This window comes from Commensalibacter sp. ESL0382, assembly GCF_009725775.1.
GTDB classification, from domain to species: Bacteria; Pseudomonadota; Alphaproteobacteria; order Acetobacterales; family Acetobacteraceae; genus Commensalibacter; species Commensalibacter melissae.
This window is the reverse complement of sequence record NZ_WNII01000008.1, coordinates 33,260-50,614: the sequence shown is the minus strand read 5'-3', so window position 1 is coordinate 50,614 and position 17,355 is coordinate 33,260. Positions and strand designations below refer to the sequence as shown.

The window sequence follows — 17,355 nt, the reverse complement described above, 5'->3', positions numbered from 1 at the left end:
TTCATAATGAGAGGGTTTTATTTATTGATTTTTCCTTGATTTTTCAAACACGCACATAAAGCCTTCAGAAAGCATCTCTGATGTGTGATAATATTTTCCTGTAGGTAATTTTAACAAGAAAAGTATTTAACAATATTCTAGGGCAAATCTATGACTAATAAAATGGGTATTTATAGATTAATTTTATTAAATAGTACTTTATAAAGTTAATTAAATTATAGACTATATTCTATAAATACAAATCGTAACTATTACCATAAATAATGAATTTGTTAAGTAATTTTCTATCATTTATTTTTAATAAATTATTTATTTTTATATATTTTATCGATATAATACATAAATATTAATCAGCCATAAATTTGGTTTGATTTTTTACTGAACAGACGATTATCAGCGTTCAGTATTATGGCTATAAAGATTAAAACATTACCCGAATAATTAATTAAATAAATAAATTGACCAGATCCATGCGTTTACACTCGTTTTGTATTTAGTTTGTGTGATTTTATGCATTTGAAAGGAAATTAATGAAAATTATTATGATAAAAAAATATAATTTATATGAAGACTACCGCTTATATTGGTAAGAAGAGTGCCCAAACCTTTTATTATATAGCTGAGGTTGCAAAATATATTCGCTTACCTTTAAATCATTTTATTACGATTAATTTTAGTGAGGCAGATATTTTATCATTACAGACTAATGATGCTTTTCTTAGGCTTAAAAGGCAACTTACTCGATGGTTATTATTTTCATCCAAACATAAAGAAGCTATTGAACCCACTTTTGCTTAAGTTTTTGAGAACTGTATTAATGGAGAAAGTTGTGATGATATTGATGAGTATCATTTCCATGTTCATTGGGCAATGCATATTCCAGAGGGATATGAAAATGATGTTTTTTTAAATAAAATTATTTTTAGAAAAAATAATCGTTATTAATGAGAGAACAGTTCATCTTGCAGATACTAAAAAACATCCAACGTTAAGTTATTTCCTTAAAGATTGTCATCCAAATTATATCGATATTTACGGTAGAGATAGAGATGCTATCTAACAAGGAATTATTCCTGGAGATAGAAGGTCAAACACAACAAGAAATATTGGTCCAGAAGCAAGAAAGAGGATGAATAAGGATTTAGGGATTAAAAGAGGTTTTCCTAAAGATTTTTTAAGTGCTAGAGGGCTTGGTTTATTTGGATAATATTAGTTCATTATATGATGTTATTAGTTATATGTTATTAAAGAAATATATAATACTATAAAGTGTTAATGTCTTTTTTTTGTTTTAATGTTTTAAAATTTAACATTAACAGAAATCTATTAAATCTTTCGCTAGAGACGATTAATATTTTTTATGATAATTTTAAACCAAGGCAGACAACTTTAATATTGCTTTTCAAAAAATATAAATTCTTGTATAGAAAATAATGACCAATGTTACCAATTTCTGAAAAAAAATGGTAAGAAAATTATTATCCAGCCAAAAGTAAGTGTCTTGATATTGGTGTTGGTGCTTTGGAACAAGCATATTTGTTTTCTTGTTCCTATTGAAAATCCTAATGGTTCAAATATCTAAATTAATTAATGAATAGTTAAATCAAGAATAATTCCATTCATTATATCAAACATGTTCAAGTTATTTGCAAAGATCTGATAAATTTTATGAATTATTAAGGTAGAAATAACAAAAAATTTAGTATTATATTACATGTCAGGATTTATTGTTAACCTTTATTTTTTAAATTATACTATTACGGATTTTAACCGTAATAGTATATGAATTTCAAATTCTATACCAAATTTAATGATTATACGAATTTCATAAAAATTATCATCTATCTGGATTTAGCAGGTGATCCCCATTTGTTTCTTTCAAATTTGGTATTTTTCAACATCCATATTAAAAATAATATTGAACCAATAATGGGAACAAAACTTATTAGAAGCCACCAACCCGAATGATTTATATCATGCATACGTCGAACGGTTACTGCGAATGAGGGGATTATAAAAACAATGACTAGTAATGAACTTGTAATATTTGTCAATATGCTCATTGTATAGTCATCAAGATTTCCAACCATAAAACCAACAACCAGAAGTACAAAAACATTAGTAAAAATAGTTAATAAAAACAAAATCAACATATAAAACCAATATTCTTTTCTTCTTGCCCTTCCAGAAAAATTAAAAAGATTTCTTAAGCATTTCCAGAACCATTGAAACATATTATAAGTTGACTCTGTTTGATATAATTCATGCATGTTTGGATCGAATTGATCACTATTTTGTTCATGACTTGAACCATTCTGACTATCAAGAGCGAAGAAAACTGATTTAGCTTGTCCTGAGGCATCAACCTCAAAATCTAGACGCTCCCCTTTTGTTGGAATACGATTTTCTTTCCATTCATTTCCAGAAAATTGGTAACGTTGACCATTATCTCCAACAATATAGCCTTTATTATCTTGCACTATATAATTTAGTAATTGACCCTGCATAATAATCTTTCTAAAATTTCGAACTTAAATAAATTTTATTATAATTTTGATATTATTTGACTTCCATGTTACTTTCAATATATTTAAAAAATTATTAAGATTATTACCATTTATCAATAAGCTGTAAATGATGAAATTTGTACAGGATGCTTGATAACCTTTTTATTCCACAAAAAATCAAGAAATTGTTGATATTTTGCTTTATCATAGATAACTGGATCTGTCGGTAATAAATTTAGGGTCACATTCCAAGCGGTTTTATTTAAGGGCGTATTCAATTCAGGATGATCTTTAATTGTCTTGTTAAACACTTCTAGAGAATGGCTTTTCAAATATACATTCCCCTCTTTTAAGGCCTGCATGAAACGGATAATTCGTGAATCTTTTACAAGTTCAGGACGAGTTACAAAAATCATTTCATCATAAATTGGAACACCATAATCTTCTGGATTATAAATATTGAATTGATAATGCTTCTGTTCAAGATCAATCACTTCATAGTTCCGTGATGCACCGATAACTGCGTCAACTGCCCCAGTCATTAATGCCTGTTCTAGCTGAAAATTAACGTTGATGATCTGTACATCGGATAACTGAACGTTTGTCTTTTCCAACATTGTTTTCAAAATCGTATGATCATCCCCGGCAACGGAAACACCGATTTTTTTTCCTTTTAAATCCTGTAAGGTCTTGATATTCCGCGAGGTAATCAATGTATTTAAGGGCTGATTTAAAAGAGATCCAATTCGTATTAACGGAATATGATGGTCAATCATCATACCCAATTGAATAGGATAGGAGATCGCAATATCTGCCTGTCCCGCAGCTACCAATCTTGGTGGTGTACCAGGATCAGCGGGTGAGATCATCTCAACCTGGAGATTGTAACGTTTGAAAGCTCCACTATATTGAGCAGCCAGCAAAGATTCATGACTTGCATTGAGAAACCAGTCCAAAATTACGGTGACTTTATCCTCTGCCTTTACCTGGGAAATGGAACACAAAATCGCAAAAAAGATAAATATTCTTGAAATTCTCATCATCATCCTGACTTTCATAAAGCGGACGTTAGCGTTAACATTGTGGCAAATCCTCCACCAATGTTATAATAAGGTGATGAACCCTTGATTACAGTCCCATTTTTTCCAACCGTATTATGAGCATTCGATGTTGGAGTACCTATTCCTGACAGATGTTTTTGATCAGTTATATTTATAAAATTAAGCCTGATTTCTGGATATTTTGCAAAAGAAATAGAATCAAAACGGTATCCAAGTGCAAGATTGCCAGTTGCATAAGAACCCATTGCTTCATCATTCATGAAGGTGGCATATTGCTTGCCTACCATTTTCATATTTCCATTGGCAAAAAAATGTCCATCATCATAGGTTAGCCCTATTGCAAACTGCCAGGATGGACTTCTTACCGCTTTTTTTCCCCTGGTAGGCAAATAATCTCCACGTGTTTTAAAATCATTATCCATGGTTGCATTTAAATACTCCCCTGATATATAGGGACTAAAATGATGCCAGGGTTTCAATCCTAATTCAGCATCTATTCCACGTGAGGTCTGTCCACCCGCATTAATTGAAGATCCTATCCAGGCATTGTTTTGTCGTAAAACTGTTTTGATCATGCGATTGGTATAATTATAGTTAAAAAATGTAACGGAACCAACCAATCGTGGACCATTATAGCGATAGCCAATCTCTTCCTCGATAGAATATTCTGTTTTCAAATAATTTGTCCCCTTCTTTGTCAATGTTCCAGAATTTGGATCATAGGTATCAAACAACGTTGATTGATGGGGAACAGAAAAATTTGTACTTGCGCTGACAAAAAGCTGATGTTCCTTTGTAAATTGATAAACCATGCCAATTCTGGGCAATGGTTTGGCAACATTGTTACCGGTACGATATTGAGGTCCTGGAATGCGATTATATCCAGCCTGTGATAGCATAACTTGCTTAAATCCCACATCAATATGCAATTTGTTATGAAGAAAATTCATGCGATCCCCGATAAATACCGCATTTACTTGCGTAATTATACTTGTATCCCTTGCATAAAGTGGTTGACCGTCTGGTAAACGGATCGTCTTGCCTTTCCCCCCCCACAAGTCCCATGGTTTGCCATTTTCTGATACTGGCGTAAAAGGTTCATTTATCAAGTTGTCTGAATAATCATACCAATATCCCAAGTATAAATGATGATGTTTTAATCTTAAATGTAATTCTGGAGTAAAACCTGAACGATAAGTTCGCTGGAACCAATCTCCCATAACCATTCCCTGACCGTCAACAGCCCCTGGAATGGAAATGCTCCCTTCCACAGGAAGAGTACCCTGCCATAATCCACGATCGGAAAGCATAGCTCCATATGGCGTATTTCCATAACCATATTGAAAATAGGGAGTTACTGTAAATTGCAATTTATCTGTCAGCGTGAATTGTCCAGGAGTTGCAAGATAAATTTGCTGAAAGGTTTGCTGATATAATTTCCAGTAATTACTATTGTCTATTCCATTATGATACCATGTGCCTGAATAATTATTACCGTTTTTTATTCCGTTCATTTTCCATTCATGCTTAGTGGGCGTATAATAGCTGCTCATCAAAGAGCGGTTCCAGTTACCAAGCAATGAAACCCGATTGTCACTCCCCCATTCTTTGGTAAATTTAAAATCAACATGTTGACGATGGTCATATCCGGCTCCACGCCAATTGTCCCCATCCGTATAAGAATAGGAAATAAAACCCTTAATACCCGTTTTGCCAATTTTTCCGGTATCCATACGGGCAAAAATCTTACCCGTATGATAAGAACCATATGAAAACTGGGTCATTCCACCCAGATGATCAGATGGTTCACGAAACTTGATGTTGACAATGCCACCGGCAGCATTAAAAACAGGACTGTCAAGATCGGGGCTTCCCTGACTTAAACCTACCGATTCAAGATTTTCCATATCAACAAACTGATTCAAATAGCCACCGCCATCGGACACATCATTTAAGGGCATTCCCTCTAGAACATATCCTATAGAATCAGAAGTCATTCCCCTTACCGTCATGTCCGTTTGTGTGGCAAGTCCGAAAGGGTCCGATCCCGACACATTTGCACCTGGCAATAGACTTATAAGATTGTAAACATTGGACGTGGGTGCCTGTTTATGAATAAAATCCGAAGAAACGGTACTAAGGGATCGAACGGAATCTTCTGGTCTAATCAATCCCCCACCAGCTTGCTTACCAATATATCCATTGGCAGAAGGATAACCACGGAAAGTTCCCTTGACTATAATCTGCTCACCAGGATCAGACTGCATTTCCTGTCGCGTTATCGAATGAGTTTCTGGTTGAGATTGAGTGATATGAATATCTTTTGCCTGAATAGAGGGAAACTTCCCCAAAATAGGTATTAACAGTAAAAGATAACGTACAAAAGCAAATAAAATTGATCGCATTAAGTTCCTCCCTTCGCTGGCATGACCCAGATCAGGTTCTACGGGTTTATTCTCAGCCCCTAACGGACACCCCGGTGATTTATAACAAAATGATTTTTATCAATTTTTTAATTAATTACAAGTCTTTTATATGACACTATCCTCTTTTAGCAGGAAAGGATGGGTTACATCCAGAAAAGCCTTGTTTTTATCTAAGGAATCAGCAATGACAGTCAAACAAGATACGGCGGCAATAATCTCCATACGAAGGGCGAGATTTTTTTCACTTTTTTCACGCTCTCTCAATCTTTTTACAACCGCATGACAAACCGCGACTGTCCGACCATATTTACCGCTATATTTGGAGATACGTCTTAAAACAATTCTCAATAAGATCTTTATATCTTCAGTCACAACATCATGATCGATCATGGAGTGCAAACGAAGTATATTCAATCCGATCATCATCACTGCCACAGTACCCTGGCTATATGCATGAATCAATTTTGTATTGGACTCACCACTCAACTGTCGTACCATATTAACCAACAAAGCGGCTGTTTGAAAAAGCCATATCCGGGGACTTCTTTTATAAAAAGATACAGAAGCGAGTGCGTGCATTTTTTTCAATAGCATTTGCCGTAAATGCAAACGGGTTTTAAGAGGACTATAGGGGTATATTATTCGGAAAGAAGCAATCGCGAAAAATATCCCCATTAGCAAAGCTAGGGAATTATTGAAAAATGTTGATTCATTCAACCTGACCTGGTTATCCAGCTGCAACATATAGGGTAAATATGCGGCATAGGAAGCGGATACAGGAAGCGTTTTCAAATTGGCAATTCCCAATCCACCCAACATTGTAGGAATAAAAAGTGCCATACAAAGAGATTCGAAATTTCCCAACGGTGGAATGAGATAAAGCGTCAAAACACTTCCTGCCAATAAAGCCCAAAATGTACCTTTAAACCATCCAAAAGTAACTTGGGCAGGATTTTCAAACAAACAGAAACGTGCACATCCCATTCCAGTCAGGGAGACCATGGTTCCCCCCATATTCCAGCCTGTCATATACCACATCAAACTGGCAGATATCATTGCAACAAAAGTTCGCAAACCATTTTTCCAAGCCAGATCAAAATTTAAAGGTGCAGAAACATGAAACTTAAAATGATCATTTTTAATAGGATGACTGCTTTTATGATATTCCTCTAAAGTAACTTCTATCTCACCCAGTAATTCACTTAACTTACGAAAAAGAATACGGTCGTTAAAAACAATTTCCCTCTGTTTTGCCCCCTTATCGGGAGTTTCAGTATCAATTTTCTTGTAAAAACTATCTGTAATATGCTGTCGACATTCCCATCTCAGTTTATTCAAATAAGATTGGTCCAAATTAAAATCATGATCATTTTCAATGGAATCTAAAATTCTTTTTAAACATTCCTGAACATTGGGAATGATACTGGCAAAGTCAGCTGTTACATTCTTGAAATGCTGCATTCGTATGGATAGACCCATACTTCGCGCCAAAACAGCTGTCACTGAAAATAAAGCCGCATGTGCATGATCCCCTGTATGATCATTACCATTCATTTCAATCTGCCTGAATTCAATTGAATTATCAAAACTTATAACCGAAGTCAGCAATTCCTGTGAATGCAGAACCATCTTTTCATCTTTTGACAGCATATTGACAACAGACTGAATCGTTTCACAGATTGCAAATTTAAGATTATTGTTTAATTGGGTCCGAGCATTTTTATCGATATTAACATCAAAAAAACGACCCACGAAACTATCACACCAAACCCCGAGAAGAATATAAGTGGTTCTGGCCATTGCCATCATAAATGTTCCATGTGGATCGTTTATGGAACTAAAGGCAATTATCGCACAGGTATAACCTGATAAAACCATGGCATACGCCTTGAAACTCTGCATGCATGTTCCACACCAAACACAAAGGGCGACAAACGAGGCAACTGTAATGTTAAATAACCATGGCTGTTGAGGAAAAACCGCAACAAAAACAACAGCAGCAATAGCTCCAAAAACGGTTCCAACACCACGCCAATATGCCTTTGATATCGTTTCCCCACGTGATGTGTTCCTTGCACAAACCCAAACTGTCATGGGAGCCCATTTTGGACTATCCAATTCTAGCCACAAAGCGATTGCCAATGCCAAAAAAGAAGCAATGGTAGTTCTAAGGGCAAAAATAAATGCTGACCAGCCTGGGGCATAAATCCAACGGTAATTTTCTAAGAAATTTTTTCTGGACCATGAATATTTTTTATACCACGGCACATTGGCGGATCCGATCACCTAATCACAAAAACCTTTTTATTTTTTAATCACATAAATATGATGACAGTTTCCAAACTATTCTTTTTTTTGAAAAATGAAAAGGGATTACTGGCAATTTGATAATGTTCAATAGCTACAACCGTAAGAAAGATCCATTTTTGTCCAAGGCATATGAAATAATTATTAGGGAAGAAATAGCGGCACTGATTTCTATACGGATTGCCAGATTTTTTTCATGACTTTCCCTTTCCCGAAACCTAGAAATGGCACGATGGGCAATCACAACAGTTCTTGCATGTGGACCATATTTGGCATGACGGCCATCAAATTTCGCAATACGTCTTAAAACAACTTTTAGAATATTTTTAATATCTTCCGTCATGATGTCATGGGCAGCCATCGCTCTCAACCGAATGATATTGACACCAATCAATGTCACGGCCATCGTTCCATGACGATAGGTTTGCACCAGTGTCGTATTTCGGTCCTCATCAAGCTGACGCATTAACACGACAAAAGCTTCAATTACATAACTAATCCACTCTCTAGGTAATGGAACAACAATAGCATTCGCCAAATGATGCATACCATGCAGCAATTTCTGTCTTAACTGAAACCTCAATTTACGAGGTTGGTAAGGAAAAACCAACCGATATGCGGTAAAGGCGAATAATCCACTCATGAAAATGGCCATTGAATCATTAAAAAAGGTTATTTCATCCATTCTACCAACATTAGTAAATCCAATCATATAACAGAAAAAAAACATGCATGCCGAAGCGATCGCAGCATATTTTGGCACCGCCATTGCTAACCCCCCGATCATGAACGGGATCAAAAGCACAAAATAGAGAACCTCTATACTCGTAATGATAGGCAAGAAAAGAAAATTATAAATAAATCCGCCAAATATAGCCCAACACGCCCCCTTGAACCAACCCTTACAGGCAAGCGAAGCATTCTCAAATATACAGAACCGTGCACATCCCATACATAAAAATGCAAGAAAAAGCGGACCGTAGCTCCAACCAGTAATTTCCCAGGCAATACAACCAAATGTTATTGCCACAAAAGCCCTGATCGCATTTCTCCAAGCCCTTTTGAAATCATAACTATTTTTGACAATAAAACGAAAATGGTCTTTCAAGGTCATATCTCGACTTTTAGCAAATTCTTTCAGAGTAACTTCTAATTCTGCCAAAATTTCACGTAAACCTTGATATAATATACGATCATTTAAAGTTTTTTCTGCATATTCATCATCCGAAATTTTTTTTTCTTTTAGTACACGGTAAAAACTATCAGCAATACGTTGTCGGCATTCCCATCTTAGTGAATTCAAAGCTTTTAAGGATGCATCAATGGAAACACCCGACTTAAGATGATTTAGCAGTTCCTGCAAATAGATTTGTGTAAGGGGTAAAATGCTTGAAAATTGTAAATTTTTCCCTTCTGTCTGTTTCATTAAAATGGATAAACCCGAAGCTTTGATAATCAAACTCAAAACTGAAGATAATACAGCCCTGGCATGATCCCCTGTATGACCTGTACCCTGCATCTCCTTTTCACGAAACTCAATATTATTATTTAATGAAATAACGGATGCCAAAAATTGATCTGATCGTTGAACCGCCCAATCATCTCCGTTCATCATATTAATAACGGATTTAACAGCCTCTTCAATTGACAATTGTAAATCCTCTGTCAATTTTCTATGGGCCTGATGATGCAAATTGAGATCAAATAGGCGAGCGGTAAAATTTTCTGCGAGTATGCCCAAAATAAAATAACTTCCCCTTGCCATTGCGAGCATGAAAACATTATTTAAATTATCAACGGCACCATATAAAACAATGGCACAACTATATCCTGCCATCACCATACCCAGAGCCCTGAAATTTCTTGTGCAACTGCCAATCCAGCAACAAAATGATACCCAAATGGCAACTGAAATTTCAAAAATAAAAGGCTGTTGTGGAAAACAGCCTGCAATAACCAATGCCATGATAATACCAATGACATTTCCGGTAATGATCCAATAAGCTTTGGAAAGGATTTCCCCACGGGATGAATTCTGGGCTACGATCCATACGGCCATAATTGCCCAACGCGGACTATCCAATTCCATCCATAGGGCAATGACCAATACAATATAAGAGGCAATGATGGTTCTAAGCGCAAATATCAAGGCTGTTTTTTGTGGGGCAAATAACCAGCTAAATGACGGTAATGTAAAATCGCTAAGACGCATCTGAATGCCTGATCTTCAATATACAGCTTTAGAAAAGGGATATATCAGAGATCAGGACAAATAGCATCAATTAAATATTCATAAACGCCATGATAACATTTACTTGACTTTGTTATGATAGGAAAAATACATCATGATTTAACTTTAAAAATATTCCCTCACCGATTAAAATTATAAATTCTCAAATTTTTATCAGAATAAACACTGGTTAAATCTGTATAAGGCATATAGCTCCAAACCGGATCATAACGTGTAACAATTATTGCATTACACTGAAACTGTTTAATCAAGGCCAGATCCTTATCATTGGCCTTACCGTTATAAAACTGTCTGATCGCATGATCCATCAATTCAACCTTGTCACCCCAGTTAGGCCCAAAAGTTTTGACATAGCTAATATTTTGAAAACAAAATTTTCTGTTAACCATTACAGGTGGCAATAGATTGCCCCCCCATGGTTCAAAAGTCTCGTTTTGATGAATATTAACTAGTAATCTGTCCTGTTTATGGGTTTGGTGAGTTATTTTGTTTAATTCTTTTAAACTTGGTCTGGGTCTATAATAATCCGCACCGAATATCAACATTTTACTGAAATTTAATGGTTCAATAATACCAATTAGAGCAATAAATATAAAAATTGCTTTTTTGAAACTGGAACAATATTCATTGACATAAAAAGTGACAATCGTTGTTCCTGTCAAAACAAATAATAAAATTGCACGCCAACCCAAATCGTCATTATATATACTACTGTGAATGAATAAAGAAACAAAAATTGACCCTAAACAGATAGATAATATTACCCTAAAAGATGGATCAATCTTTATTCTTTTTAATAAAATCTCAAATATCAAACAATATAATCCAATTATTATTACCGGAAACCATAAAATCATTGCCCCAGTGAAAAAGAAAATAAAATCTATAAACTGTTTATAAACTGATGAATTATATATAAATATACGTATTGGAAAACCGGATTCCCTTACAGGGACGGTAATGACATTATACATAATCGGTAAAATGATTATAAAAGACCCCAGAACCAGCCATAACCAGTTAATTAACACATTTTTTTTATTTTTTTTCCCAACTATTTGTTCAACAAAAATCATTAATGATGTTACGGCAAATGTAAGCCCCCCAACCCATACCGAAAAGCTGAATCCGGCACCAACCAAAATAATAATTGAAAATAAAATTATTTTATTATTTAAATTTCTTGCGCCAATTAAAAATAAGGCCAGAATTGAACATGATGCAGCCAAGAGATGTTGTGGCACCCAAGCGGCTTGAACAATCCATGATTCTAGGGGATGAACATTTGATAGAATTTTAAAAAGTTCATAACCAGTCAATAAATCGACAAAAGGAACAATCGAACCAGAAAATAAAAAGAAACAAAATAAGTATTGACCTTTTTTTTTATTAATAGATTTCGAAAATAATTCACTTAATAAATAGAAACAAGTAAATATAGAAATAAATGCAGAAATAAAAGCAAGAATAATATCGGCATTTAAACCTGAACAATGGAAAAATACAACAATATTTGCTGACAATAAATAAAAAAGATAATAATAATGAAATAATTCCCCTGCAGATGGATCAATACAGAAAGGATTTATTATAGGAAAGCCATCCCTAACAATTGAATTAACCAAGGCTATTTTAATATGGTCAAATAAGGGTGTAGAAATCCCAACATCAGATCCATTTATTTTGATAAAAACACCTGATACTGCTATAAATGACAAAATCAGAGGTAAAATAATAATCGGTTTGTCAGAAAAACCTTTTTTATAACACTCAATACTCGGTTTATTGATCCAAAACGTCAAAACAAGAGGAAATAAAAATATTATAGCGGCCTGAAATGTTCCAATATTAAATAAATTATTGATCCATAATGCAGTTACTCCCAAAATAGCGATACCCAAAGGGAAAGATAATTCAAAAGATCCGTATTTATTTACTTTTCTGGCAAATGGATATCCGACAACATAACTGTAAAACAGTAAAATTATGGTAATAATCATTAAAAATAAAAGATTGGAAACAATAAACATAAATTATACCATTCAAATAATTTTATTTACTCTATTCAATAATTAAAATTATTAATCATAACAGGGGCACATTAATTATCACTGTATGATAAATTGAAAAATGTAAGATTTTTTTCCAATGCATAATGTATTGGTATTAAACATGCAATTGCCGTACCGATTTCAAGTCTTTGTGCAAGGTTCTTTTCATGACTTTCCCTGTACTGTAAACGTCGAATAGCACTTTTAATGATCAAGACAGTCCTGACATGATGCCCTCCTTTAAAATGACTTATTCTTCTAATAACAACACGCAATTGATTTTTGACATCCTCAGGTAAAATGTCATGAATGATCATTTTTCTCATTTCAATAATATTAATCCCGATAACCATTACCGCCAATGCACCTTGATTATACCGTCTAATCAGTGTTAGCTCCTTAGTGGGGTCAAACTGCCTCATCAATGAAACAAACCAGTCCGTCGTTACCGCAAGCCATTTTCTTGCCGGAGGAATGGTCAATAATACTGGCAGGGTATGAATATCTTTTATCATTCTTTGACGAATTGATTTTCGCACCTGAATTGGTGAATATGGTGCGATATATCGGAATGAAAAAATAGCAATCGCTGCCACTGCCACAGTGGCAAAAGCCGTATTGAAAAAAGTCAGTTCGTTCATTTTATCCTGATTATCAACAACCAGCATCAATGATAAAAAGATTGTGAAACTCATCCCTATACCACGGGTTGGCAAATTATAAATCGCCAATCCCCCGATAAAAGCTGGAATGAAAAAAGCGATACAGAGCAACTCAATCGTATTTGCTGACGCAATTAAAGTAACATTCATAATACCACTGACAATCATGGCCAAAACTGTGCCTTTTAGAAAATCCAATGAAAATTTATAACTATTTTCAAAAAGGCATAGGCGGCCACAAATCATACAGGAAAATCCGAGAGCATTTGTAAAATTAGGCCAGGCAGTAACTTCCCAAATCAGACAACACAAAATCACCACCAAAAAAACACGCAATCCATTCGACCAGGCTAATCTGAAATTAAGCAGTGGAGGCATTCTAAATGTAAAACGGTCATGCAGGGGAGGATTGTGAACCATTCTGTATTCCCTTAAAACCACTTCCAACTCGCCCAATAATTCACTTAAAGCCCGATATAAAATTCTTTGATGTAGAAAAGACTGTTTTTCAATAGATTCACGATCTGAATAGTTTAAAGCCGTATCATGAAAAATATGATTGGCAATAATCTGTCGACATTCCCAACGAAGATCGGCAAGCTTTTGCATATGCGCTCTAAAATCCATATTCTTATTTATAAATTGAATCAGAGATTGAACATAAGTATGAACTTGCGAAAAAATACTATGGAAGTCATTTCCTGCCTCTTTGAATTCCCGCATGTAAAGCACTAGATTCATTAATCTAGTCAAAACAATGACTACAGAAAACAAAGTGGCATGAACATGGTCAATCATATGATCGTTACCAGTCATTTCAGCTTTTCTGAATTCTAGGGTATTTCTTGTTGCAGCAATAGCAGAAAAGGTTTCCCTTACCCGGTAGACAGCCTGATAATCACCATTAAAAACATCCTTGATAACATTAAGGGCTCCTGTTATGGCCATTAACATATTCTTCTCAATATTAGATCGAGCTTGTTTCTCCTGATTATAAGCAAAAATACGTTCAACTAAATCCTGACACAATACAGCTAAAATAATATAAGTGCCCCTGGACATTGCCAGCATAAACACATTTTCAGGATCAGAACTTGCTGTAAAAGCGATAATTGTACAGGTATATCCTGCCAAGACAACGCTATAGGAACTAGAGCTACGGATTAGGCTTGCAAAAAAACAGCAGCCCCCTATCCAGCAAGCCAGACATATTTCAAATAAAAATGGTTGCTGAGGGAATGCGGCAACAATCAAAACCGAAACAACAACTCCGACTATGGTTCCCACAATACGCCATTTTGATTTGGTTATCGTCTCTCCCCGAGAGGTTTGAGAAATAATCCATACTGTCATAACAGCCCATTTGGGGCTGTCCATTTCCATCCATAAGGAAATTGCCAAAGCAAGAAAAGAGGCAATGATTGTTCGCAATGAGAAAAAAATGGCTTCTTTTTTAGGAGCGTATAACCATTTAAAAGATTGTATATTTGGTAAAAAAACGTTGAATTTAAACCAATTCAACTTTAAACGAATATTCTCCATCCATACAACCTTGTTCTTTAGCCCTTTAGTTAATTATTTCCCCCCTCGAGAGGAATTTGCCTGCTACTCCTGTAAAAATACAAATAAGTGACAAACAAAAAGGAATAAAACGATGTCCCAACGAAAACAACGTAAAGGACAAAGCTCCTGGTAACGCAACCGCCCTTACTCCTTTGACGCCCCAGTCAATCTGGCTTATTTTTCTTCCATAAGAATCATAAACTGCTGATATTCCCGTATTTGCTACACGCACAACTGGAATTCCTTCCTCCACGGCACGCAATCTTGCCGCAGCAAGATGTTGCCTAGGACCGGCAGAATTTCCATACCACGCATCATTTGTTAAATTCAATATCCATTTTGGTCTATTTTTATAATCAAGAATCTGTCCCGAAAAAATAACTTCATAACATATTAATGGTGCAAAAGAACTTACTCTTGATAAATTCAATGTGACATTTCCCTCACCTGGTGTTAAAACCTGTCCAGGTACAACATGAAATGGAATATACCAAGGTTGGGATTCACCAAAAGGTACCAATTTCACTTTATTATATACATGATCAATCGCTCCATCCGGTTGCCTTAAAACTACCAAACTATTGTAAAGAACATTTGATTCTTGCTGGGTGATGGCTCCTATAATACCGAAAGAGGCATCTGGATTATTTTGCATCATAACTTTTCTCGCTGCGTCATCATATTGAATACTCCCTGGAAAAGAGCTTTCAGGCCAGGTATAAATAATAGGTCTTTCAAACTGCCCCAATTCTTGACGCAAGGTTACCGCCTGAACAATCGCATCCGAAGTAAGTTGCATGTATTTCTGGAAAATTCGGCGAGGATCTGTATTCGCTATCTTGTCATCTTCAGCTATATTTCCCTGAATTAAGGCAACAATAGGTGTATTATTATCTGTAATAGGCGGTTTTTCTGCCAAACGGTAAAAACCAAACAAAGCCAAACCACAAATAGTTCCAGCGATAATCATCCATCCTTTTTTTCCATATAATGGAAGCAAGACGAGAATAACCGTTATCAATGTCAATCCATCCACCCCAATAAGGGAAACGGTCTGGATAAAAATATCCCCTATCCTGCCAGGGATCTCCCAGGTACTGGCCAAAGGATTCCATGGAAAACCTGTCAAAACAGGATTCCACCAATTAGGCGGCAACATCACCGCTCTGGACATATCACAAACGGACCATAAACCAGCGAAAACAAAAATTTTCAATTTTTTTGAAGGCTTTATCCAATAATAGAAAAGCGTAGGCAAACCCGTCCATAATGCAAGTAATATCGCACATAATGGAGATACAATTGGAACAAGCCACCAAAAGTCCTGTGCCCGTATCAGTATAGCATTTACAAGCCACGATAATCCGATTGTATGCAAACCAAAACCAAACCAGTACCCTTTCATCAGGGCACATTTCCAATTTTTGGAACGATCAATTGAATGCAGAAGTAACGGAAATGAAAAAAATAAAATAAATATAAAATAGGTGGGTGGAAAAGCCAAGGCAGATATTCCTCCCAAACCTGTGAGATACAATACTCCTTGCCATCCTTTTAAGTCATGCCATTTATCCAAATGAAAATCCATTTTCTTAATATATGAAATAACTTTATAAAATAGTTTATAAATTTTCAAACTTCATGAATAATTCAAAATTCCAATGCGTCTCTCAAACGACGTTCATAATGACGATAGTATTTATCTGCAATGAGTTCAGTTTTAAGAATTATTGCAACATCCGTGGTATTAAATTGCTGATCGATAACAGCACCATCCCCAACATATCCTCCCAGTCTTAAATAACCCTTAATTAAAGGAGGAAGTTCCAATCGGCAACGAAAATGATCCAAATGATGCGGATCGACACGCAACATTTCCACACGACGCTCTGGCAAAGCCTTGACTAACAAAGCTGGGGGTGCCAATTGAGTTTGATAAAGATAGGTTAAGATTTCGGCATATTGATCGGGGTCTGTTCCCGGGAAACTGGCACAACCAAATAAGATATCTATTCGATAATAAAAAATATAGGCAGCAATTCCCTCCCACAATAACTGCATTGCGGATCGATTACGATATTGCGGATGGACACAAGAGCGACCGACCTCCAAAAGATTGCCAGGATATTCCTGTAATACGGAAAGATCATATTCTGCACGACTGTAAAAACCACCCGCCTTGTCGGCATTTTCCTTTCGAATTAATCGATAGGTTCCCACGACCCGCTCATGATCAGATATTTTATTATAGTCAATTACCAGTAAATAATCTGAAAATTCATCATATTCATCAAAATCTCTTTTAAGATTACGAATATTCTCGTTAGGAATCGCTCCCATCTCTTCATAAAACACTCGATAACGTAAAGCTCGGGCTGCATCCTTTTCCGATTCTGTCTCGGCCAACCTGACTCCTAGGCTACCTGAACGTAATTCAACAAATTTATCTCTTCTCAATTCTAAAGTTGATAAAGAACAGCTTCTCTTTTCCCTATGCATATTTTCTTTCTATATAAATCATAAACCA

10 protein-coding genes and 1 riboswitch are annotated in these 17,355 nt (G+C 35.4%); of the genes, 1 reads left to right on the top strand and 9 read right to left on the bottom strand.

What is annotated here, in order from left to right; genetic code table 11:
* Positions 1-564: 564 nt before the first annotated feature.
* Positions 565-798 (top strand): hypothetical protein, encoded by a 234-nt coding sequence (locus GM552_RS02320; RefSeq protein WP_155565100.1) that lies wholly within the window; start codon positions 565-567, stop codon positions 796-798.
* 1,043 nt (positions 799-1,841) lie between these two features.
* Here the strand turns inward: GM552_RS02320 and GM552_RS02315 are convergent.
* From GM552_RS02315 to GM552_RS02275, 9 genes are all read right to left on the bottom strand, one after another.
* Positions 1,842-2,507, bottom strand: a complete 666-nt coding sequence (locus GM552_RS02315; protein ID WP_155565099.1) for a DUF805 domain-containing protein — start codon at positions 2,505-2,507, stop codon at positions 1,842-1,844.
* 113 nt (positions 2,508-2,620) lie between these two features.
* On the bottom strand, positions 2,621-3,547 hold the full coding sequence (locus GM552_RS02310) for an ABC transporter substrate-binding protein (protein WP_230882731.1): 927 nt from the start codon (positions 3,545-3,547) through the stop codon (positions 2,621-2,623).
* Positions 3,548-3,561: 14 nt separating this feature from the next.
* On the bottom strand, positions 3,562-5,973 hold the full coding sequence (locus GM552_RS02305) for a TonB-dependent receptor (RefSeq protein WP_155565098.1): 2,412 nt from the start codon (positions 5,971-5,973) through the stop codon (positions 3,562-3,564).
* Positions 5,965-6,057, bottom strand: a riboswitch (TPP riboswitch). (Overlaps the previous gene by 9 nt.)
* Before the next feature lie 42 nt (positions 6,058-6,099).
* Entirely contained in the window at positions 6,100-8,280 is a 2,181-nt protein-coding gene (locus GM552_RS02300; protein ID WP_155565097.1) for an FUSC family protein, read from the bottom strand.
* A 115-nt stretch (positions 8,281-8,395) separates the two neighbouring features.
* On the bottom strand, positions 8,396-10,513 hold the full coding sequence (locus tag GM552_RS02295; protein ID WP_155565096.1) for an FUSC family protein: 2,118 nt from the start codon (positions 10,511-10,513) through the stop codon (positions 8,396-8,398).
* Positions 10,514-10,671: 158 nt separating this feature from the next.
* Positions 10,672-12,582 (bottom strand): hypothetical protein, encoded by a 1,911-nt coding sequence (locus GM552_RS02290; protein WP_155565095.1) that lies wholly within the window; start codon positions 12,580-12,582, stop codon positions 10,672-10,674.
* Between the two features lie 71 nt (positions 12,583-12,653).
* Positions 12,654-14,807, bottom strand: coding sequence for an FUSC family protein (locus tag GM552_RS02285; protein ID WP_155565094.1), 2,154 nt, complete (start codon positions 14,805-14,807; stop codon positions 12,654-12,656).
* 25 nt (positions 14,808-14,832) lie between these two features.
* Complete coding sequence (gene lnt / locus GM552_RS02280; protein ID WP_155565093.1) at positions 14,833-16,416, bottom strand: apolipoprotein N-acyltransferase; 1,584 nt, start codon at positions 16,414-16,416, stop codon at positions 14,833-14,835.
* Between the two features lie 62 nt (positions 16,417-16,478).
* Complete coding sequence (locus GM552_RS02275) at positions 16,479-17,327, bottom strand: GNAT family N-acetyltransferase (RefSeq protein ID WP_155565092.1); 849 nt, start codon at positions 17,325-17,327, stop codon at positions 16,479-16,481.
* Positions 17,328-17,355: the final 28 nt, after the last annotated feature.